Annotated in this window: 23 protein-coding genes; 5 read left to right on the forward strand and 18 right to left on the reverse strand. The window is 66.5% G+C overall.

The annotated features are described in order from the left end of the window. Nucleotides 1-3 precede the first annotated feature (3 nt). Both fliE and K5Q19_RS05915 read right to left on the reverse strand, forming a co-directional pair. Nucleotides 4-372, reverse strand: a complete 369-nt coding sequence (fliE, locus tag K5Q19_RS05910) for a flagellar hook-basal body complex protein FliE (RefSeq protein WP_292942138.1) — start codon at nucleotides 370-372, stop codon at nucleotides 4-6. After that, nucleotides 369-1658 (reverse strand): sigma 54-interacting transcriptional regulator, encoded by a 1290-nt coding sequence (locus K5Q19_RS05915; protein ID WP_292942140.1) that lies wholly within the window; start codon nucleotides 1656-1658, stop codon nucleotides 369-371. Before K5Q19_RS05915 ends, fliE begins: the two co-directional genes overlap by 4 nt. 232 nt (nucleotides 1659-1890) lie before the next feature. Between K5Q19_RS05915 and K5Q19_RS05920 the strand changes: the two genes are divergently transcribed. Continuing rightward, nucleotides 1891-2772, forward strand: coding sequence for a flagellin (locus K5Q19_RS05920; protein ID WP_292942141.1), 882 nt, complete (start codon nucleotides 1891-1893; stop codon nucleotides 2770-2772). 84 nt (nucleotides 2773-2856) lie between these two features. Here K5Q19_RS05920 and alr read toward each other — a convergent pair whose 3' ends face one another. From alr to K5Q19_RS05935, 3 genes are all read right to left on the reverse strand, one after another. Then, nucleotides 2857-4128 (reverse strand): alanine racemase, encoded by a 1272-nt coding sequence (gene alr, locus K5Q19_RS05925; RefSeq protein WP_292942143.1) that lies wholly within the window; start codon nucleotides 4126-4128, stop codon nucleotides 2857-2859. Beyond that, the gene (locus K5Q19_RS05930) at nucleotides 4128-5648 is read right to left on the reverse strand and encodes an amidohydrolase family protein (RefSeq protein WP_292942145.1); all 1521 of its coding nucleotides are present in this window, start codon (nucleotides 5646-5648) and stop codon (nucleotides 4128-4130) included. The genes alr and K5Q19_RS05930 overlap by 1 nt, the downstream gene beginning before the upstream one ends. A gap of 219 nt (nucleotides 5649-5867) precedes the next feature. Further along, the gene (locus tag K5Q19_RS05935) at nucleotides 5868-6428 is read right to left on the reverse strand and encodes a TetR/AcrR family transcriptional regulator (protein ID WP_292942147.1); all 561 of its coding nucleotides are present in this window, start codon (nucleotides 6426-6428) and stop codon (nucleotides 5868-5870) included. Nucleotides 6429-6526: 98 nt separating this feature from the next. Here K5Q19_RS05935 and K5Q19_RS05940 point away from each other — a divergent pair, with 98 nt between their 5' ends. Further along, nucleotides 6527-6751 (forward strand): 4-oxalocrotonate tautomerase family protein, encoded by a 225-nt coding sequence (locus K5Q19_RS05940; protein ID WP_292942149.1) that lies wholly within the window; start codon nucleotides 6527-6529, stop codon nucleotides 6749-6751. Nucleotides 6752-6993: 242 nt separating this feature from the next. Further along, a complete protein-coding gene (locus K5Q19_RS05945) occupies nucleotides 6994-8031 on the forward strand; it encodes an alcohol dehydrogenase catalytic domain-containing protein (RefSeq protein ID WP_292942151.1) in 1038 nt (345 codons plus the stop codon). A gap of 171 nt (nucleotides 8032-8202) precedes the next feature. Here the strand turns inward: K5Q19_RS05945 and K5Q19_RS05950 are convergent, their stop codons facing one another. Genes K5Q19_RS05950 through flgB form a run of 13 tightly spaced genes read right to left on the reverse strand, consistent with a single transcriptional unit; the run spans nucleotide 8203 to nucleotide 17878 of the window. Next, nucleotides 8203-9042 (reverse strand): flagellar motor protein MotB, encoded by an 840-nt coding sequence (locus tag K5Q19_RS05950; protein WP_292942153.1) that lies wholly within the window; start codon nucleotides 9040-9042, stop codon nucleotides 8203-8205. Between the two features lie 2 nt (nucleotides 9043-9044). Beyond that, nucleotides 9045-9908, reverse strand: coding sequence for a flagellar motor stator protein MotA (gene motA / locus K5Q19_RS05955; RefSeq protein WP_292942155.1), 864 nt, complete (start codon nucleotides 9906-9908; stop codon nucleotides 9045-9047). Nucleotides 9909-9929: 21 nt separating this feature from the next. Next, nucleotides 9930-10853: a flagellar biosynthesis protein FlgL gene (locus K5Q19_RS05960; RefSeq protein ID WP_292942157.1), complete on the reverse strand. Its 924-nt coding sequence runs from the start codon at nucleotides 10851-10853 to the stop codon at nucleotides 9930-9932. 7 nt (nucleotides 10854-10860) lie between these two features. Continuing rightward, a complete protein-coding gene (gene flgK, locus K5Q19_RS05965; RefSeq protein WP_292942159.1) occupies nucleotides 10861-12201 on the reverse strand; it encodes a flagellar hook-associated protein FlgK in 1341 nt (446 codons plus the stop codon). A gap of 3 nt (nucleotides 12202-12204) precedes the next feature. Further along, nucleotides 12205-12534, reverse strand: coding sequence for a rod-binding protein (locus K5Q19_RS05970; RefSeq protein ID WP_292942161.1), 330 nt, complete (start codon nucleotides 12532-12534; stop codon nucleotides 12205-12207). Next, entirely contained in the window at nucleotides 12531-13640 is a 1110-nt protein-coding gene (locus K5Q19_RS05975) for a flagellar basal body P-ring protein FlgI (RefSeq protein ID WP_292942163.1), read from the reverse strand. The genes K5Q19_RS05970 and K5Q19_RS05975 overlap by 4 nt, the downstream gene beginning before the upstream one ends. 2 nt (nucleotides 13641-13642) lie before the next feature. Next, on the reverse strand, nucleotides 13643-14392 hold the full coding sequence (locus K5Q19_RS05980; RefSeq protein ID WP_292942165.1) for a flagellar basal body L-ring protein FlgH: 750 nt from the start codon (nucleotides 14390-14392) through the stop codon (nucleotides 13643-13645). A 14-nt stretch (nucleotides 14393-14406) separates the two neighbouring features. Continuing rightward, nucleotides 14407-15195: a flagellar basal-body rod protein FlgG gene (flgG, locus tag K5Q19_RS05985; protein WP_292942167.1), complete on the reverse strand. Its 789-nt coding sequence runs from the start codon at nucleotides 15193-15195 to the stop codon at nucleotides 14407-14409. Between the two features lie 32 nt (nucleotides 15196-15227). Next, the gene (flgF, locus tag K5Q19_RS05990) at nucleotides 15228-15968 is read right to left on the reverse strand and encodes a flagellar basal body rod protein FlgF (protein ID WP_292942169.1); all 741 of its coding nucleotides are present in this window, start codon (nucleotides 15966-15968) and stop codon (nucleotides 15228-15230) included. Between the two features lie 30 nt (nucleotides 15969-15998). Then, nucleotides 15999-16808, reverse strand: coding sequence for a flagellar hook-basal body complex protein (locus K5Q19_RS05995; RefSeq protein ID WP_292942171.1), 810 nt, complete (start codon nucleotides 16806-16808; stop codon nucleotides 15999-16001). Between the two features lie 16 nt (nucleotides 16809-16824). Next, entirely contained in the window at nucleotides 16825-17115 is a 291-nt protein-coding gene (locus K5Q19_RS06000; RefSeq protein ID WP_292942173.1) for a flagellar hook capping FlgD N-terminal domain-containing protein, read from the reverse strand. After that, nucleotides 17115-17528, reverse strand: coding sequence for a flagellar basal body rod protein FlgC (gene flgC, locus K5Q19_RS06005; protein WP_292942175.1), 414 nt, complete (start codon nucleotides 17526-17528; stop codon nucleotides 17115-17117). Before flgC ends, K5Q19_RS06000 begins: the two co-directional genes overlap by 1 nt. 2 nt (nucleotides 17529-17530) lie before the next feature. Beyond that, complete coding sequence (gene flgB, locus K5Q19_RS06010) at nucleotides 17531-17878, reverse strand: flagellar basal body rod protein FlgB (protein WP_292942177.1); 348 nt, start codon at nucleotides 17876-17878, stop codon at nucleotides 17531-17533. 202 nt (nucleotides 17879-18080) lie between these two features. Here flgB and K5Q19_RS06015 point away from each other — a divergent pair, with 202 nt between their 5' ends. After that, nucleotides 18081-18749, forward strand: a complete 669-nt coding sequence (locus tag K5Q19_RS06015; protein ID WP_292942179.1) for a MotA/TolQ/ExbB proton channel family protein — start codon at nucleotides 18081-18083, stop codon at nucleotides 18747-18749. After that, the gene (locus K5Q19_RS06020; RefSeq protein ID WP_292942181.1) at nucleotides 18746-19177 is read left to right on the forward strand and encodes a hypothetical protein; all 432 of its coding nucleotides are present in this window, start codon (nucleotides 18746-18748) and stop codon (nucleotides 19175-19177) included. The genes K5Q19_RS06015 and K5Q19_RS06020 overlap by 4 nt, the downstream gene beginning before the upstream one ends. The last annotated feature ends 11 nt before the right edge of the window (nucleotides 19178-19188 follow it).

Below are 19188 nucleotides of genomic sequence, written 5' to 3' on the forward strand. Positions count from 1 at the left end.
TTATCAGACCTCCATCCTCATGATGTCCTGGTAGGCAGTGAGCAGCTTGTTGCGCACCTGCAGCGTGGCTTCGAACGCGACGCCGGCTTCCTGCCGGGCGAGCATGACCTTGGCGATGTCGGTAACCTCGCCCTTGTCGTAGCCTTCGCTCAGCTTCGAGGCGTTTTCCTGCACCGCGTTCACATTATCGAGCGCGGACTTGAGCGCGCTGGTGAAGCCGCCTGCAGGCGCTTCGGGCGTGGCTTCGGCTGCGCCCGAAGCGGGCGTGCGGACCTGCTGGAGCAGCTGCGAGCGATCGATGATCTGCTGGCGCAGCGCCATGATCTGCTGGAGGCCGCCTGCGCCGCCTCCGATGCCCCCGATCCCGCTCATCGCCGGCTACCGGCCACGGCGATGCCGTTCTCGCGGAATTCGGCGAGGCGGTAGCGCAAGGTGCGTTCGGAAATGCCGAGCTTGCGCGCGGCGGCGACGCGGCTGCCACCGCAGCTGTCGAGCGCGGCAAGGATGGCGCGGGTTTCGGATAGCTGGACGATGTTGGAGAGCTTGCCGCCGGGGATTGTCGTCATGCTGACAGCGGGATCGGCGGCGACGGTTTCGCCCGCGGCGCGCACCGGACGATCGAACACGACATGCTGCAAGCCGATCTCGGGCGCATCGCCTGCGAGGAGCAGCGCGCGGCGCATCACGTTTTCAAGCTCGCGCACATTGCCCGGCCAGGCGTGGGCTTCGAGCATGGCGAGCGCGGCCTCGCCGATCCACGGCACGGCGCGGCCTTGCGGCACGTGGCGCAGCACCATGGCGAAGGCGAGCGGGGCGATGTCTGCCGGGCGATCGCGCAGCGCGGCGAGTTCGAGCGGGAAGACGTTGAGGCGGTAATAGAGGTCGGCGCGGAAGCGGCCTTCCTCGACTTCGCTGGGGAGGTCGCGGTTGGCGCAGGCGATGACACGGACATCGACCTTGACCGGCTTGGTGGCGCCGATCGGCATGACTTCGCCTTCCTGCAGCACGCGCAGCAGTTTGGCCTGAAGCGCGAGCGGCATTTCGGCGATCTCGTCGAGCAGCAGGGTGCCGCCATGCGCCGCGCGGAAGAAGCCTTCGGATGCGGCATTGGCGCCGGTGAACGCGCCCTTCTGGTGGCCGAACAGCATGGCCTCGAGCATGGTTTCGGGCATCGCAGCGCAGTTGATCGCGATGAACGGCGCCTCGGCGCGCGGCGAGCGCATGTGGATGAAGCGGGAGAGGACTTCCTTGCCGGTGCCGGTGGGGCCGTTGATGAGGACGGGGATTTCGGCCGCAGCGAGGCGTTCGGCCAGCGCGAGGACGGAAAGCGTTTCGGGATCGGCGGCAACAGGGCTGCCGGCAGGCGCGGCGCAGGCGACCAGTGCGGCGAGCACGGCAGGATCGGCGCTGTCGGCATAGGACAGATCGTGGCGACCGCCATGGCTGCGGGCGATGGCATTGGTGGCGGCGCGGGACAGCAGCACGGTGCGATCAAACAGGCCGGGCGCAGCCGGCTCTTCCGCGCCGCGCAAGGTGTAGGTTCCGGCGGGGGTGAAGCCACCCAGAACAGAGCGGGCCCTTGCGAGCAAGGCCGCATGCGGCGAGGCGGGGGTGGCGGCGCTTCCTCCCATTGTGCGCACTGCCTGATCCGTGTTCATAATGTTTTGCCCTGTCTTAACCATCGAGACAGGCTGTTTTTCGCGCGAAAACGTCAAGCGTGCCGAAACTTTAAGCTCCGTGTACACCCTAAGGGCTAATACGTGCATGCGGCAGATCGCTGCCGACCCCCCCCTTAAACCCGGCAGGCTTTTGCCGGTCTTTGCCGTGGCTGCCGCGTCGATCCCCGACCGGCGTCAACCGGGGAACGACCCCTCTCACTGGAGACAAACCATGGCGGTTATCAATACCAACATCGGCGCCATCAAGGCGGCCAATGCTTCAAACTCCGCAGCGAAGATGGCGAGCCAGGCAATGGAACGCCTCTCGACCGGCAAGCGTATCAACGGCGCGAAGGACGACGCGGCAGGCCTCGCCATTGCAACGACGATGACCTCGCAGATCAAGGGCATGAGCCAGGGCGTGCGTAACGCCAACGACGGCATCAGCCTTGCGCAGACCGCGGAAGGCGCGCTGAACGAAGTGACCAACATGCTGCAGCGCGTCCGCGAACTGGCCGTGCAGTCGAAGTCGGGCACCTACCAGCAGTCCGACCGCGACGCGATGCAGTCGGAAGTGGGCAACCTCAATGCCCAGATCTCGGACGTGCTCAACAACACCAAGTTCAACGGCAACGCGGTGTTCGGCGTCGTCGGCGCTGCGCCGGCGGCTGACGGTTCGGACGACGTCAAGTTCTCGATCCAGACCGGTGCGAACACCGGCGACACCGTTGACATCGTGTCGAAGGCCTTCGACGGCACCAAGCTGTTCGGTGGCACCGACACGGCCTACGATGCCGCTTCGACGACGCAGGCGCTTGACGTCACCGACGCGTCCAAGGCTTCGACCACGATCGACAACGTCGATGCCGCGCTTGCCAACGTCAACTCGACCCGTGCGACGCTCGGTGCCGGCCAGAACCGTCTGGAATCGGCCGTCAACAACCTGAACGACAACATCACCAACCTGTCGGACGCCCGTTCGCGCATTCAGGACACCGACTACTCGGCTGAAACGACCGCGATGGCCAAGGCCCAGATCCTGAGCCAGGCTTCGACCGCGATGATCGCGCAGGCCAACCAGAGCCAGCAGAACGTGCTCTCGCTGCTGCGCTAAGTTCGAGCTCCCCCTGCAGCCCGCTCTCCACCGGGCTGGCACCACTGCCCGGCGATCCATCCACGGATCGCCGGGTTTTTGGTTTCAGCGCGGTTTCAGCACGTGGGGCAGCGCGGCGCCGAGCACGGCGAGCATTTCGGGTGCGTAGGCGCTGGAGTTGGCTTCGAATTCGGCCTGGGTGATCCGGTCCCCGCCCTGCGCACCGAACAGGACGACCTCGTCATCGAGGCGCGCGTCGCGGTGATCGGTGACGTCGACCATCAGGGTGTTCATGGTGACACGGCCGATAACGGGCACGCGGCGGCCGCGGATGAGGACTTCGGTGCGGTTTTTGCTTTCGGCCGGAAATTCGGGGCGGTTGGCATGGCTGAAGCCGCGGCGCACGCCGTCCGAATAGCCGATGGGCACGTTCGCCAGCCAGCTCTCGCGCTCCAGCCGGAAGGTGCGGTCGTAGGCCACCGTCTGCCCGGCAGGGTAGTGGTTCACCGCCGCGACGCGCGACTTGATCGTGGGGACGGGGATGAAGGCGCTGGTCTTGACCGAGCCGGGATCGCCATAGAGTGCGCCGCCGACGCGGACCATGTCGAGCCGGGTTTCAGCTTGCGTGAGGGTGGCGAAGGTATTGGCGGTGTGGCGGGTGACGCCGTCCATCTTGAGCCCTTCGCCCTGCAGCCAGGCGAGATCCGCCTTGTAGCGCGCCAGCTGGCCGAGAATGTCGGGTGCCTCCTCGCTGGGGTAGTGCGTCATCGCGCCGGCGATGCGCAGGCCCTTCAGCGCCAGCATCGCGCGGGCATCGGCCTTGCCGTAGTCGGTCGAAAGCTCGACCCCGTTGCGCGACATGCCGCCTGCGTTGAGCGCGAGGTGGACGGGGCGGGGGAAGCGCGGGCGGCGCTTGAGCCACTGTGCCTCGAGCCGGGCAGCGGCTTCGGGATTGCCGATCAGTTCGACCAGGCCGGTGCCCATGGCGTCTTCCATTTCCTCAGGCGCGGCGAGCCGGATGCGGTAGAGCCTGCCGCGATAGCCCAGCTGGCGGGCGACGCGGGCTTCGTCGTTGGAGGTGATCGCGACATCGGTGATCCCGGCCTTGATGACCGAGGGAATGAGCAGCGCGATGCCGTTGCCATAGGCGTCTGCCTTCATCACCGCGCAGATGCGCGAGGGCGTGACCATCTGGCGCAGCGTGGCGATATTGGCCTCGAACGCGGCGGCATCGACTTCGATCCAGCCGTTGCGGCGCTGTGCCTGCGCAAGGGTGAGGCCGAAATTGGTGGCGGAGAGGATGGGAGCGGCAGCAGCACGGGCGGCGGCGAGCGCGGTCCCAGCAGCGCCAGCGGCAAGGAACGTGCGGCGGTGCATCAAGGTTCTCCGCGCTTGAGGAAGCGGCCAGGCCAGGTGCCGGTGGGCTTGCCATCGGCGTAAACAAGCGCGCCGCTGACAAACACGCGCGAGACGCCGGTGGCGAGCGCGGCGGAATCGCCGACCTTGGCGTGATCGGTGATCGTCACCGGATCGAACAGCACGAGATCGGCCTTGTAGCCCGGCTTGATCAGGCCATGCCCGGCAAGGCCGAGCTGCGCGGCGGTCTGCCCGGTCATCTTGTGGATGGCCTCGGGCAAGGTCAGCACATGCTGCTCGCGCACATAGTAGCGCAGGATCTTGGCCATGGCGCCCGCGCCGCGCGGGTGGCGCGAGCCGATCATGCCGTCCGAGCAGACCACAGTGTGCTTCCAGGCGAGGAAATCGGCGATGTCTGCCGGGGCCATCGCGGTGCCGATCACGGATTCGCCGCCGCGGGCATCGGGGTGCGCTTTCTCCCAATCGAGCGCGCGGTTGATCAGCCAGAGGTAGGTGACGGCGGGCTCCTCCTGCCGCGCGGCGGCGATCCGGGCGATGGTCTGGCCCTCGAACGCGGGTTCGGGCGCGTAGTAATCAAGCAGCATGCCTTCGGGCGGAGTCATGTGCGCCAGCGCGAAGCGGGAGGCGGCGAGATCGGTGAAATCGCGTTTGGGGAAATTCACCGTCAGCGTGGAGTGCCAGTATTCGTATGGGTAGATATCGGCGGTGACATCGATGCCGCGCGCGCGGGCGGCATCGAGCCTGGCGATCACGGCCTTGGCCTCGCCCCAGCGGTCAGCGATGCCGAGCTTGATGTGCGAGATCTGCACCGGCAGCTTCGCCTTCTCGCCGATATCGAGCAGTTCATCGAGCGCGGCATCGAAGGCGACATCCTCGCTGCGCATGTGGCTGATGTAGCGCCCGCCGCCCGCCGCCGCGGTGCGGGCAAGATCGACGAGTTCGGCGTGATCGGAATAGATGCCGGGATCGTATTCGAGGCCGCTGGAAAGCCCGAGTGAGCCTGCCTTCATGTCGGCGGCGAGGAGCGCCTGCATCTTCGCGAGTTCAGCCGGGGTGGAGACGCGCTTGTAATCCGCACCCATGGCGGAATCGCGCAGCCAGCCGTGGCCGGTATAGGCCGCGACGTTGATCGCGGCGGGGCGGGCGGCGTACTTCGCGGCGAGTTCGGCGAAGGGGCCGTGGCTGCCGCCGTCCTGCCCGACGACGATGGTGGTGACGCCCTGCGCGAGGAGCAGCGGCATGCTGCGATCCTTGTAGTCCCCGACATCGTGGTGGCTGTGCGCATCGATGAAGCCGGGGGCGAGGACGAGGCCCTTTGCCGCGATGACGGTCTCGCCCTTGCGCGGCTTCAGCGTGCCGATGGCCTGGATATGATCGCCCTCGATACGGACGGCAATCTTGGTGGCAGGGGCGCCAGTGCCATCATAGACCTCGGCGTCGGTGATGAGCGTGGAGGCCGCAGCGGGCACGGTGAGCGCTAGTGAGGCCGCGACCGCCAATCCTGCAAGACTTGTCCGCATTGCCCTGTTCCCCCCTTGCTGATCCCCGGCGCAGGCTAGGCGGGGTGAGGGCAGGGGTGCAAGGGGTTTGGGGGCCGAAACGCAATGGCGGTTCTTGGGGGGCAGGAGATGCTCTAGTATGGCAGCAGTTCGCTGGATTTCTGCTATTCGATTGGCGGCATTCCTGCGTGGCAAATGACTATTCGGCGATAGCGCCGATTGCCAAATGCGGTTTCCACCTCAAAGCATCGCCGTGAAACTCGCGGCAACGGCTGCAAACACCGCGTCGCTGCGGCTGGTGCGAGCCAGACTGCGGGCGCCTTCGAGTGCGGCAATCAGCGCCTGTGCCAGCGTTTGCGGTTGGGCGATGCCGCAGGCACTCAGATGGTTCGTCACGGCACTCACCCACGTCTCGAACCCGTCCTGCAGCAGCGGGGTCAGGTGCGGGTCATCCGGTGCGCGCTCTCCGGCAATGTTCTGCAAGGCGCAGCCAAGGGTGTAGTCGGAACGCCGCATTTCGGCTGCGATGCCAGCGCACAGCAATTCGATGAAACCGGCAGCATCGCCCGGCGTGGCCCGCGCCGCCGCAGCGATTCCTGCCAATCCGCGCGCACTGAAGCTGGCGATGATCTCTGCTGCGAGCTGATCCTTTCCGCCGGGGAAGTGAAAATAGAACGAGCCCTTGGGCGCGCTGCTTTCAGCGATGATCTGCGCCAGCCCGGTGGCCGCGAAGCCTTGGCGGCGGAAGAGGGTCTCGGCGGTAGCAAGGGCCTTGCCCCGGGCGTCGGATGTGCGTGCCATAGGCCCCTCTAACAGATCGCGCTTGACATATCTATGGCAATCGACATAGTATGGTGATCGCCATACTAAAGTGGCGCTCTCATGAAAGGTACCCAGACATGCCGCTAGTCCAGATCTCGATCCCCGAAGGATCTCTCTCCCCCGAACAGAAGGCGCTGATGGTTGCAAAGGTGACCGATGCCTGTGTCGAGGCTGAAGGCGTTCCGGCGGTGCGCCAGTTCACCTGGGTGCACATCAACGAAGTGCCCGACGGCGGATGGGGCATGGCTGGCCGGGCGCTCACGCTCGAACATATGAAGGCAGCCATGGCTCCGCAGCGCTGATGGCCATGCGGCAGCACGTGCATGTGTCTCGTCGCGCCATGCTCGCCAGCAGCGCAGCGGCCTTGGCCCCTGAGCTGCCGGCGGGCGCCGTTGGGCAGGCACGTCGGTCATGCCCGGTCATCGTCTAGCTGTCGTGGAGGATGGCGAGGCCAAGCCCGGCTTGCGTCATCGCTTGATCGCCGCTGCTCCCGCAGTGGCTGCCGGATCCGGATCGGACATCCGGTCTAGAGGGGTTTTTGCAGATGCGTGAACTGGTGTTCCTGTCACCCGGAAAGCTGGAATGGCGGCAAGCCGCCGAACCGCGGATCCAACTGCCGAGCGATGCGATCGTGAGGCCGGTTGCGGCCACGACCTGCGATCTCGACCGTCTGATCGTTCGCGGCGAGGCACCGTTTGCCGGGCCCTTCGCCATCGGTCATGAATGTGTGGCCGAGGTGGTCGACGTGGGCGAGGACGTTACCCGGTTCCGGCGCGGCGATCTTGTGGTGGTGAACTGGCACATCTCCTGCGCGCATTGCGATCACTGCGCAGGTGGCCGTCCGAATGCCTGCCGCAGCCACCCGCCGGGCGCGATGTATGGGCTGCCAGGACTGGGCGATTGGGGCGGCACGTTTTCGGATCTTTTGCGGGTGGTGCAGGCCGATTTTGCCCTGACAGCCGTGCCCGAAGGGATCGATCCTGCGCTGGTCGCAAGCGCAGCCGACAACCTGCCCTTCGGGTGGGAGTTCACCGTACCGTATCTGGAACAATCGCCCGGAGCCGACGTGCTGGTCATGGGAGGCTGCGGATCAATTGCGCTTTATGCCGTCATGTTTGCGGCTGCGGCGGGGGCATCACGGGTCCAGTATCACGACTCGGACCGCAGCAGGCTGACAATTGCAGAGCGTCTCGGCGCGCATGCCGTAGAAGGGCCGCCTCCGAGGCGGGCCGGGGAGTTCCCGATCGTCATTGATGCGAGCGCCAATCAGGCCTCGCTGCTGTGCGCCTTGCGGTCCGTAGCTCCGGAGGGCATCGTTTCCTCCGTGGGCGGGCACTTTGTCGACGTCGCCTTGCCGCTGTTCGAGATGTATCGGCGCGGCGTCCGGTTTTACACGGGGCGCGGGCGCGGCGGCCCCAATGTGGCGGCAGCTTTGGCGTGGGTGGCGGATGGACGAGTCGATCCGGCGCCCGTTAACTCGTGCATTGCCCCTTTCGACGATGCTCCATCCGTCGTTGCGGAAGCGTCGTTGAAGCCGGTTCTGGTCCGCCCCCAGGAGTTTCGGCCCGAAGTCAGCTGGTAGCGCATTCACCTCCAGCGTTCGTTCCGTTCCTTTGGCCGCGTGGGGGTCGTCTTCGGAAGAGTTGCTCTCGTCCCAATCCGGCGCTCAGCTATCATTCCAACCGCAGCCGCCGCATGGAACCCTCCACCACTGCTCCGCGGCGGTTCCCCCCCCCGTTTCGGGGGAGGAGCCTCAGTTCATCAAAAGAATGCTCATCCGCCGGTTGCGCGGGTCCGTCGGGCTGTCCGCAATCAGCGGTTCCTGATCGGCGACGCCTTCGATGCGGCGGAAGCGGCCTTCGGCGACGCCGCTGCGCATCAGGGCGAGGCGGGTGGCTTCGGCGCGGCCGGCGCTGAGGGACCAATTGTTGGCCGGGTCTCCCGGGCGCCATTGCAGCGCATCGGTGTGGCCGCGCACGGTGAGGCCCGAGGCATCGGGGCCGATCGCCTGGCCGATGGCGCGGACGAGTTCTGCGGCCTCGGGGGTGAGGATCGTGGTGCCGAGGCGGAACATCGAGAACTTGGCGTCGTCCATGAGATCAAGCCGGATGCCCTCGGGCGTCTGCGTTACGCGGACCTGCCGGGCGAGTTTGCGCAAGGTCTCGGTCTTGGCGAACCTTTCCTGCAGACGCCGCTGCAGGCTGGCGGTGCGCTTGGCCTTGCTCCCGCCATCCTTGGCCCCGCCGGTGGCATCGCGCGGGATTGTCAGCGTCTTGGTGCCGGTCTGCCCGGCGCGGTACTGGTAGCTGTCGGTATCGGTGAGCGAGGAGCCGCCGAGGAGGCCATAGGAGCCGGCGCTGCCTTCCTTCATTTTGACCAGCGTGGGGGTGAAATAGTCCGCAATGCCCTTGCGCTGCTTTTCGGTGGTCGCGCCGAGCAGCCACATGAGCAGGAAGAACGCCATCATCGCGGTCACGAAGTCGGCATAGGCGACCTTCCACGCGCCGCCGTGGTGGCCGCCTTCGACGACGGTGACTTTCTTGACGATGATCGGGCGGACGGGTTCGTTCTTGCCCTTTGGAGACTTGGCCAAGCCTACCTCCCGCGCAAGGCGTCAAGGAGTTCCGAGAGACCCGGACGGAACGAGTGGCCAAGGCCCGAACGCGCGCTTTCGACGACGAGGGGCTGCGGCCAGCCGTGGAGGCTCGCGATGATCACCTGCTTGACCGCCTGGAAGATCATCTCGTCCTGATCGAGCACTTGCTTGAGGCGGCCCGCCAAGGGCGCGACGATGCCATAGGCAAGCAGCACGCCCATGAACGTGCCGACGAGCGCCGAGCCGATCATCGCGCCGAGGATCGCGGGCGGCTTGTCGATCGAGCCCATGGTCTTCACCACGCCGAGCACCGCCGCGACGATGCCGAGCGCGGGGAGCGCGTCCGCAAGGTTCTGGAGCGCGTGCTGGGGCTCGCTCATTTCGTGGAAATGGGTCTTCATCGCGTGGTCCATCACGTCCTCGACGGCGTGGACTTCGAGCGTGCCGGAGGAGACGACGATGAGGGTGAGCGTATCGCAGATCAGCGCGACGAGCGGCTTGTTGGCGAGGATCCTGGGAAACTCGGCAAAGATCGGCGAATTGGCGGGATCGGTGACATGGCTTTCCAGGGCGACCGGGCCATCGCTGCGCAGGATCTTCATGAGGCGCGTGCACAGCACGATGGCATCGACATGATCCTGCTTGGTGTGCCTCGGCCCCTTGAAGACTTTTCCGAGCCCGCCGCCGATGGCCTTGATCTCATGCAGCGAATTGCCGGTGACGACGGCGCCCAGCGCGGCCCCGCCGATGATCAGCATTTCGTGCGGGATGGCCTCCATGACCGGGCCGAGCGCGCCGCCGGTGATGGCGAAGCCCCCGAACACCATGACGAGGAGAATGACGATACCGATGGCAGCATACATGGTGAGGAGTATCCCGGAGGGTCAGCGCAGGAAATCGAACAGCGAGAGATTGGCGAGCTTGGTGAAGCTGGCCTGGCTCGCTTCGAGCACGGTGGAAAGCTGCTGCAGGCGGGCCAGCGCGGAGCCCAGTTCGGGCGCGCCGATATCCTCCTGCTGCGAGGCGCGGGCCTCGCTCATCGTCTGCTGGCGCTCGGTCGAAAGATCGATCCAGCTGAGCCGCGAGCCAACCACGGTCTGCGCGGTGGTGATGGCGTCTAGCCCGTTGGCGAGCGTGCCAAGCGCGGCCTGCGCGGTGGCGGCGGTGCTGGCGGCGCCGGAGGCGAGCGCATCGGACAGCGATTTGATGACCGTCATCAGATCGGTCTGGTTGCCGGCCGGGTCCTTGAACGAGAGGAATTCGGGGCCGGTCAGGCTGCGGCTGACGGTCTGGCCGTCGCCCAGGGACAGCTGCCCGGCGCTGCCGCTGCCGATGTACTGCGCCTGCCCCGAGGCGCTGATCTGGTAAGCATCGCCGGGGCTGTCACCGCCGAACAGGGCGTGGCCGGCGCTGTCGCGCGTGTTGGCAAGGCCGACAAGGCCCTGGTGGATCTGCGCGAGTTCCGACGCGATGCTGGCGCGCTGCGCGGGGGGCAGCAGCGTGGAGGCAGCCTGCGTCGTGAGTTCCTGCGCGCGGGAGACGTAAGTCGCGAACTGGCCCAGCGCGGTGTCGGTCAGGTTGAGATCGACCATGGCGCGGTTGGTTGCGTCGATGTCGATCGCGCCGATGCTTTCGGCACGCGCCAGCGCGCGCAGCTGCGAGGCGGCGAGCGGATCGTCGGACGACTTGGTGATCTTGCTGTTCGAGCTGATCTGATTCTGCAGCTCCTCCGCCTGCCCGCGCAGCGCCGAAAGGTTCTGCGTCGAGCGTTCGTAGAAGGCCGAAGTGCTGGTGGCGAAGATGCTCATGACATGCCTACCGGATCTGGAGCAGCGAATCGAAGATCGACGCGGCTACCTGCATGACCCGGCCCGAGGCCTGGAACGCCTGCTGGTAGCGGACGAGATTGACGCCTTCGGCATCGAGATTGACGCCGGTCTGGGCGGCGAGCGCGGTCCTTGCCGCGTCCGAGATCGTGGCGAGCGCATCGCGGGTGACGGTGCGGCCCGAAACAGAGGCCGAGATATCGAACAGGATCGCGTCCATCTTGCCGGCGGGATCGGCGGTGGAAAGTGCGCTGCGCAGGGCTTCGAGGTTTCCGGCGTCGCGGCTGTTCTTCGGCGCACCGGAGGGGGCGGTGGCGATCTTCGCGGGGTCGCTGGTGGCAAGCGCGATGGTCGCCGCGGTGTTGCCCGAAAGGAGCGCCGTGCCGGCGGCGCCATCGCGGTCGGTGCCGCCGCCTTGTGCGGTGTTGACCGTGGTGACGATGGTGCCGGCAAGACCATCGAGATCGTCCTGCAGCTGGGCGAGCTTGCCGAGCGCGAGTTGCTGGCCGGCGAGCGAGCCGCCTGACAAGGCCAGCGCGTTGCCACCGAGCGTGTAATCCACCGTGCCATCTGCGGCGGTCGTCATCGCCAGCGTGGCGGTGCTGCCGCCGTTAACGAGCGTCGTGGCAGGCGCAGTGCTGCCGAGCGTGACGGTGACGCTGCCGTCCTGCGCCAGCGTGGTGCCGATATCGCCGTACTGGCTGAGATCGGCGAGGAGCTTGTCGCGCTGGTCGAGAAGGGCGGTCTGGTCGGAGCTGGCATCTGCCGCGCGGGCGAGGCGCAAGTTGGTGCGCGCGAGTTCGCCGGCGATGCGATTGATCTGGGTGACGCCGCTGGAGGCTTCGAACTGCAGGCCCTTGCCGACCGCGTCCATTTCCTTGGAGGCGATCTGGAAGGTGGCCGTCATCGTGCGCGCGGCTTCGATCACCGAGGCGCGCAGCGAGGTATCGACCGGGTCTTCCTTCAGCTTGTGCAGCGCGGATTCGAAGCCGGTGATCGCAGGGTATACGCCCGATTGTTCGAGCGCGGATTCGATGTAACCGAGGCCCCTCACTTCGGTATCGGCGCGCGCCGAGTCGGAGCCGGTGCGGCGCACTTCGCTCTGGCGGAAAGCATCGGCGTTGCGCACGACCTTTTCCACCCGCACGCCCGAAAGCGAAACATCGCGCACGCTCTGGTTGTAGCCGGTGGAGGCGACTTCGGTGAGGCCGATGGTGCGGCGGACATAGCCGTCGGTCGCCGCGTTCGAGATGTTCTGCGCAGTGACATCCAGCCCGATGCGGGCCGCCTTGGCGCCGGAGAGGCCGATGGAGAGGAGATCGGAAGCCATGGCTTATCCCTCCTTTGCAGCAGCGGGCGGCGCGGCGGGCAGCAGTTTTGCGAACTGCGCTTCAAGCTGCTTCGCCAGCCCGAAGGTGCCCGCTTCGGCGGCGATGTCCGCGAAGCGTTCATCGCGCATCTGGGTGAAGGTTTGCTGCGCCTGGCCGCCGAAGATCGGATCATCGCCGGCAAGGCTCGTGGCGCGCGCGGCGGCGAGCATCTGGCGCACGAAGATCGCCTCGAAGCCCTGCGCCGCCTTCTTGAGCGCGGCGCGGTCAGCGGCGGAGGGGGCCTGCGGGCTGGTTGCCAGCATGGGCACAGCGGAGGACGTGAGCGGGCTCATATGATCTCCATCTCCGCACGCAGAGCGCCGGCCTGCTTGAGCGCTTCGAGAATGGCGACGAGATCGGACGGGGTGACGCCGAGCTTGTTGAGCGCATCGACGAGGCTGGAGAGCGAGGCGCCGGGCTTGAACAGCGCGACATGGGCCTGGCCTTCCTCGGCGCTGATCTGGCTCGCCGGAGTGACCACGGTCTGCCCGCGGCTGAACGCGCCGGGCTGCGAGACCTGCGGCTTCTCGTCGATCTTCACGACAAGCTTGCCGTGGCTGATTGCCGCGGGCGAGAGGCGCACGGCGCTGTTGATGACGACGGTGCCAGTGCGGCTGTTGACGATGACCTTGGCGGCGGTTTCGGCCGGGGTGACTTCGATCATCTCGATCGAAGCCATCATCGTGGCGCGCGTGTCGGTCGCGGCGGGCAGGCGGATCGCAAGGGTGATGCCGTCTTCCACCGTCGCGGCGCCGGGAAAGCGGACGTTGACGGCATCGCGGACGCGGCTGGCGGTGAGGAAATCAGCCTTGAACAGGTTCCAGCGCAGCACTTCGCTGCTGTCGAAACCGGTGGCGACCGCGCGCTCGACGCTGGCGCCTTCGGCAATGCGGCCAACGGTGGGGACGTTGACGGTGAGCTGGCTGCCATCCCTGCCGGTGATGCCGAGCCCGCCGACGGCGAGATTGCCCTGCGCCATCGCATAGATCTGCCCGTCCGCGCCATAGAGCGGGGCGAGGATGAGCGCGCCGCCGCGCAGGGACTTGGCCTTGCCGATAGTCGAGACGGTAACGTCGATGCGCTGGCCGGGCTTGGCGAAGGCGGGGAGATCGGCGGTGATGAGCACGGCGGCAGCGTTCTTGAGCCCCGGCGCGATGCCCTGCGGCAGCTGCACGCCGAGACGGCCCGAAACGCCGCGCATCGCCTGCGTGATGTATTCGAGGTTGTCGTCACCCGTGCCGGGGAGGCCGACGACGACGCCGTAGCCCGTGAGCTGGTTGGTGCGCACGCCCTGGAACGCGCCGAGATCGCGCACGCGGTCGGCATGCGCGGGGGTGGGTGTGAGGGCCAGCGCCGCGAGAAGGGCCATGAGGCCGCGCAGGAGGGGAGTGCGGGCCATGGTCAGAACGGGGTGATCATGCTGAAGAACTTCGAGAGCCAGCCTTCGCGGCTGGCGCGGCCGATCGAACCGTTGCCGGTGTAGTTGATGCGCGCATCGGCAACCTGCGTGGAACGCACGCGGTTGTCCGCATCGATATCGCCGAGGCGGACGATGCCGGAAAACTGCACCCATTCCTGGCCCTGGCTCAGCAGCAAGCGCTTTTCTCCTACGACGAGCGCCGTGCCATTTGGGCGCACTTCGGCAATGGTGACGGAAACCTCGCCGCCGAGCGTGCTCGTCTGCGTGGCATTCCCCTGTCCGTTGAACGACGATCCGCCCGAAGCTTTAAGGGCGTTGGGATCGAGGAAGGAGAGCGGCCCGGCGGTGGGCGGCACAATGTTGAAGCCGCCGTCCTTCTGCGTTCTGGAAGCCGCTGTCTTCGAGGAATTGAGGTTTTCGGTGAGGATGATCGTCAGCGGATCGCCCACCGCATGCGCGCGGCGGCCTTCGGCGAGGCCGATGTAGCCGGTCGAGGCGTTGAAGATCGCGCCGTCTGCGGGGCGCGGTGCAGGAGCAGGCGGCAGCGCTGCGCCGAAGCCTTGCTCAGGACGCGTGGGGCGGCCATGCGCGTGGCTGGCGGGTACAATGGCGGCGAGGACCACGGCGGGCGGCACAAGCAGGCAGACGAGCAGCTTGAGGCCGAGCGGCCTGCCGTCGATCGGGCCGTTTGCGGAAGCGCGGAAGCCGGCTTCGAAGGGGGAATCCATCATGGGGTGGGCTTCCGTCAAAGAGTCTGGTTGGCGTTCTTGAGCATTTCGTCGACCGCCGAAATCATCTTGGAATTGACCTCGTAGGCGCGCTGGGTCTCGATCATGTCGACGAGTTCCTCGACGACATTGACGTTCGAGCTTTCGAGGAAGCCCTGCCGGATGCGCCCGCGCCCGAGTTCGCCCGCGATGCCGATCTGCGCGGCGCCGCTGGCGGCGGTTTCGGTGAGGAAGTTGTCCCCGCCCGCCGCAAGGCCCGCCGGATTTGCGAAGCTGGCGATGGTGATCTGGCCAAGCTGCGCTGGCTCGGCCGTTGCGGGGAGCGTGGCAGAGACAGTGCCATCGGGCGCGATGGTGATCGAGGTTGCGCCTTCGGGGATGACGACCGGTGGCTGGACGACGAAGCCCTGGGCCGTGACGAGCTGACCTTCCGCCGAGCGGCTGAAATTGCCCGCGCGGGTATAGGCGAGCTGGCCTCCGGGCAGTGTGACCTGGAAATAGCCGTCGCCATCGAGCGCGAGATCGAGCGCGTTGCTGGTGGTCTGCATCGGCCCCTGCGTGGTGATCCGCGTGGTCGACTGGATGCCGACGCCCGTGCCGAGGTTGAGCCCGGTGGCATAAGCGGTTTCGCCCGAGGACTGCTGCCCTGCTGTGCGCGCATCCTGATAGGCCATGGTCGCGAAGTTGGCGCGATCCCGCTTGAAGCCGGTGGTGCCGACGTTGGCGAGATTGTTGGCGATCACGCGCATCCGCGTGTCCTGTGCTTCGAGACCGGTGCGGGCGACGTGAAGGGCGGAAGAGGGCATGGGGATCAGGTCCTTGGCAAAATGGGGTCAGATCAGGTGAGGCGCATGAGACCGGAGCCGCCTTCGTCGAGCTCCTTCGCGGTCGAGATGAGCTTGGTGCGCATGTCGAACAGGCGCTGGGCCTCGACCATTTCAACGAGCACGCGGGTTGGCTCGACATTGGATTGCTCAAGGCTGCCGGGCTGGAGCCGGGCTTCCTCGTCAGCGGGCAGCGCGCCGCCTCCGGCCACGCGGAACAGACCGTCGAGCCCTTTCTGGATGGCAGAGCCGGCGGTGCTGACGAGTTTGATCCGGCCGACTTCCTGCGGCGGCTGGTCCGGATTCTCCGGCGCGGCGGCGAGCACGCGGCCATCGGGGGCGATGGTGATCCTCGCGCCGGGGGGCACCGTGACCGGCCCGGCATCGCCGACGACCGGCCGGCCATCGCCATTGGTGAGCAACCCCGTCGCATCGACCGACAAGTCGCCGCGCCGGGTATAGGCTTCTTCGCCGTCCGCGCCCTGCACGGCCAGCATGGTTCGCCCGCTCAGCGCAATGTCGAGCGGATTGCCCGTTTCGATCAGGGTGCCCTGCTTCATGTTGGCACCGCGCACTTCGCCGCGCGTCATCGCACGCGCTTCGATGCTGGGGCCTTTCAAGGTCATCGGATCGGCGTTCAGCATCTCGGCGCGAAAACCGATGGTCTGCGCGTTGGCCATGTTGCTCGCGATCACCTGCTGGGTGACCATCGAGCCGGTGAGGCCGGAGTAGGCGGTGTAGATCAGGCGGTCCATGGCGGGATGTCAGCCTCAGGTTAAGGTGGCTCAGGTGCGCAGGTTGATGATGGTCTGCGAGATCTGCGTGGCGGTATCGATAGCCTTGGCATTGGCCTGGAAATTGCGCTGCGCGGTGATCAGGCCGACCATTTCCTCTGAGAGATCGACGTTCGAGCGTTCGAGCGCGCCAGAGAGGATGCTGCCGTAGTAGCCTTCGTCGGGCTGGCCATATGTGGCGACGCCAGAGAGGCCGGTGGCGCTCCAGTTGGCCGAGCCTTCCTGGCGCAGACCGCCGGGGGCGATGAACGTGGCGAGTGCGACCATGCCGATCGCCGTATTGGTGCCATCGGCATAGGAGGCGGTGATCACGCCGTTCTTGCCAACCGTGACCCCGGCGAACTGCGCCCCGGCGGCATTGGTCGCCGGAACTTGGGCGGATTGCGGCGTGGTGCCTGACACAACGCCGGTTGCATCGGTGGGGAAGACCTGCAGGCGATTGCCGCCGCGCATGAGATAGCCGTTATCGTCGATCTCGAAGGCGCCGTTGCGGGTGTAGAGCGTATCGCCGGTGACCGCCGAACGCGTGGTGAAGAAGCCGTCTCCGTTGACCACAAGATCAAGCGCATTGCCGGTCTGCTCGACCGGGCCCTGCTTGAAGTTCTGGTTCACGGCCTCGACCGTGGAGCCGATGCCGATGAGAAGCTTGGGATTGGTGAAGGCGCTGCCCGCGACGATATCGGAGAAGGCCACGGTGCTCTTCTTGAACCCGTTGGTTTCGGCGTTGGCGATGTTGTTGCTGATCACGCCAAGGTCGGTCTGGGCGTTCTTGAGGCCGTTGAGCGAAGTGTAGAACGACATGTCTGGGGGTCCTTTCTCAGATATTCAGGCCGGTGAGCTTATCGAGCTTGGCCTCGATCGATTTCAGCGTGTCCGAGGTGCTGTTCGCCGCCGACAGGCTGGAGAACTGGGCGAGCTGGGCGATCATCTGGCTGTTGTCGACCGGCTCGGTCGGGTCCTGATTCTGCAGCTGCGCGGTGAGCAGCTTGATGAAATCGTTGGCGCCCAAGGAACCCCACGCGCTCTTCGCGGTGGACGTGACAGCCTTGGCAGCGGAGGAGGCGGTCGAGACGGCAGCCGCCGCCGAGTTGGGATTGATCGGGATCATCACTTCATCCTCATCGTTTCGAGCATCAGTTGCTTGGCGGTCTGCATCGCTTCGACCACGTTCTGGTACTGGCGGGCGCTTTCCATCATCTCGACCAGCTCGGCGTTCTCATCGACCGGGGCCTCCCAGATATCGCCGTTGGCATCGGCGAGCGGGTGATCGGGATCGTGCATGCGCACCGGCGCTGCCTCGCTGCGATAGACTCCGGCGACGCGCACAGTGGCGAGGCCGGAGGTGCGATCGAGCTCTTCTGCAAAGACCGGGCGCAAGGGGCGGTAGGCGGCGTCCTTGCTGGCGGCGATGTTGCCGGCATTGGCAAGGTTGGAAGCCGAGGCGTTCATCCGCACCAGCTGCGCCGACATGGCGCGCGCGGTAACGTCGAACAGCGAGAGGGGTTGATTGCCGCCAGCCATGCTCATTCGCCCTTGATCGCGCGGGTGAGCGTTTCGACCCGGCCGCGGATGAACGAAAGCGTGGCGGAATAGCCCACGGCGTTTTCGGCGAAGGCGGTCTGCTCGGTCGCCATCTCGACGGTGTTGCCATCGAGGCTGGGCATGACCGGCATGCGGTAGCGTGTGGCAGCAGACATCGCCTGGGCCTCGCTCGCACCGGCAGTGCGGGCCTTGAGGGCGGCGGCGAAATCGATGTCCTTCGCCTTGTAGCCCGGCGTGCCTGCATTCGCGAGGTTGGAGGCGAGCAGGCCCATGCGCTGCGATCGCAGTTCGAGTGCCGCGCCGTGGATGCCGAAAAGAGAGTCACTCATGGATCGTGGCCTTGAAAGACGGTTTTTCCTGCCTTGTGATCAGCAAGGGGCGTGCCAAGCGCTGAAATGCGGGGGATTGCAGTCCACGGCCGGGTTTCGTCCGGCAAGCGCTTGCCGGGTCGCGGCAAATTCCTTCCGCCGCCTCTGAAGGTTGCTTGCATGCTGCCGTTCTTAGGAGGTCAGAGAGCGAGGCACTGCAGCGATGGACTTTGCACGCATGTTCGACCCGATTGCGGCGAGCATTGTCATCAGTGGAACCCTGGGCGCTACGGCGCTGCGCAGCGGCTTGGCGGACTGCGGCGCTGCGCTGGGTGCCTTGGTGCAGCGCCGGTTTCGCGCGGACCAAGTGCGCGGCGCGCTGGCACCGATGGTCGCGCAGGCCGAACGCGAGGGACTGTTGCGGGCAAACCTTCGCCCGAGCGGCGATGCTACCATCGACTCCGCCCTCGGTGTCCTGATCCAGACCCGCAGCCTCGCCGCCTTTGTCAACAGCGACGATGCTGCCCGCGAAGCGCGCGTTTCCCGTTCCGTGCGTGCAGTGCGCACGCTGGCGCTGGGGGCGGAACTCTCGCCGGTGTTCGGGCTTGCGGGCACGCTCATTTCGCTGAGCCAGTTGCCGGTAGAGGGTCTTGCGCGCGGGGCCTTCATGGGGGCCATTTCGATGGCGGTGCTGACGACGCTTTATGGCCTGCTCCTTGGCAACCTGATTCTGGCGCCGCTCTCGCGCGCGGTCGAACGGCGCGTAGAGGCAGAGGAAGCGGCAAGGCGGGAAATCGCCGATTGGTTGATCGCCAAGCTGGGGCCGGTCTGTCCGCCGGTGCAGGCGGCGGGAAGCGCGGTTCGCCGCGCCTACTTGCGCGAGGTGCCATGAGCGTTCCGCCACACGGTCTCTATGGTGCGCCGATTGCCATGCCTTGGCAGACAATTCTCGCCGACCTCGCACTGATCCTGTTCCTGATGACAGCTGCCGCACTCGCCTCGGCGCCGAATGGCCCATTGCTGCCGAGCGCACCGAAGGCTCCGCCGCAAGCGCCCTCCGCGCGAGGTGAGCCGGTCGGAGTCTGGCGCGAAGGGCCGGGCATGCCCAAGCTGGCCGAATGGCTGGCCCAGCAGGCGCGCGACCCGCGGCTGAGGGTCTCGATCCTGGTGCGTCATGTGCAAGGCCATGAAGCCGCCGCATTCGCCCGCACGCAGGCATTGGTGGCAGCGGCCGGACCGCGCGGCGCGTCTGCCCGGATCGTGATCGAGCCGGGGCGGGAGGATGCCGCGAGCGTCGTCCTTGCCTATGACGCCGAGTGAGGTGGCACAAT

Source organism: Novosphingobium sp. (genome assembly GCF_019748365.1).
GTDB lineage: Bacteria > Pseudomonadota > Alphaproteobacteria > Sphingomonadales > Sphingomonadaceae > Novosphingobium.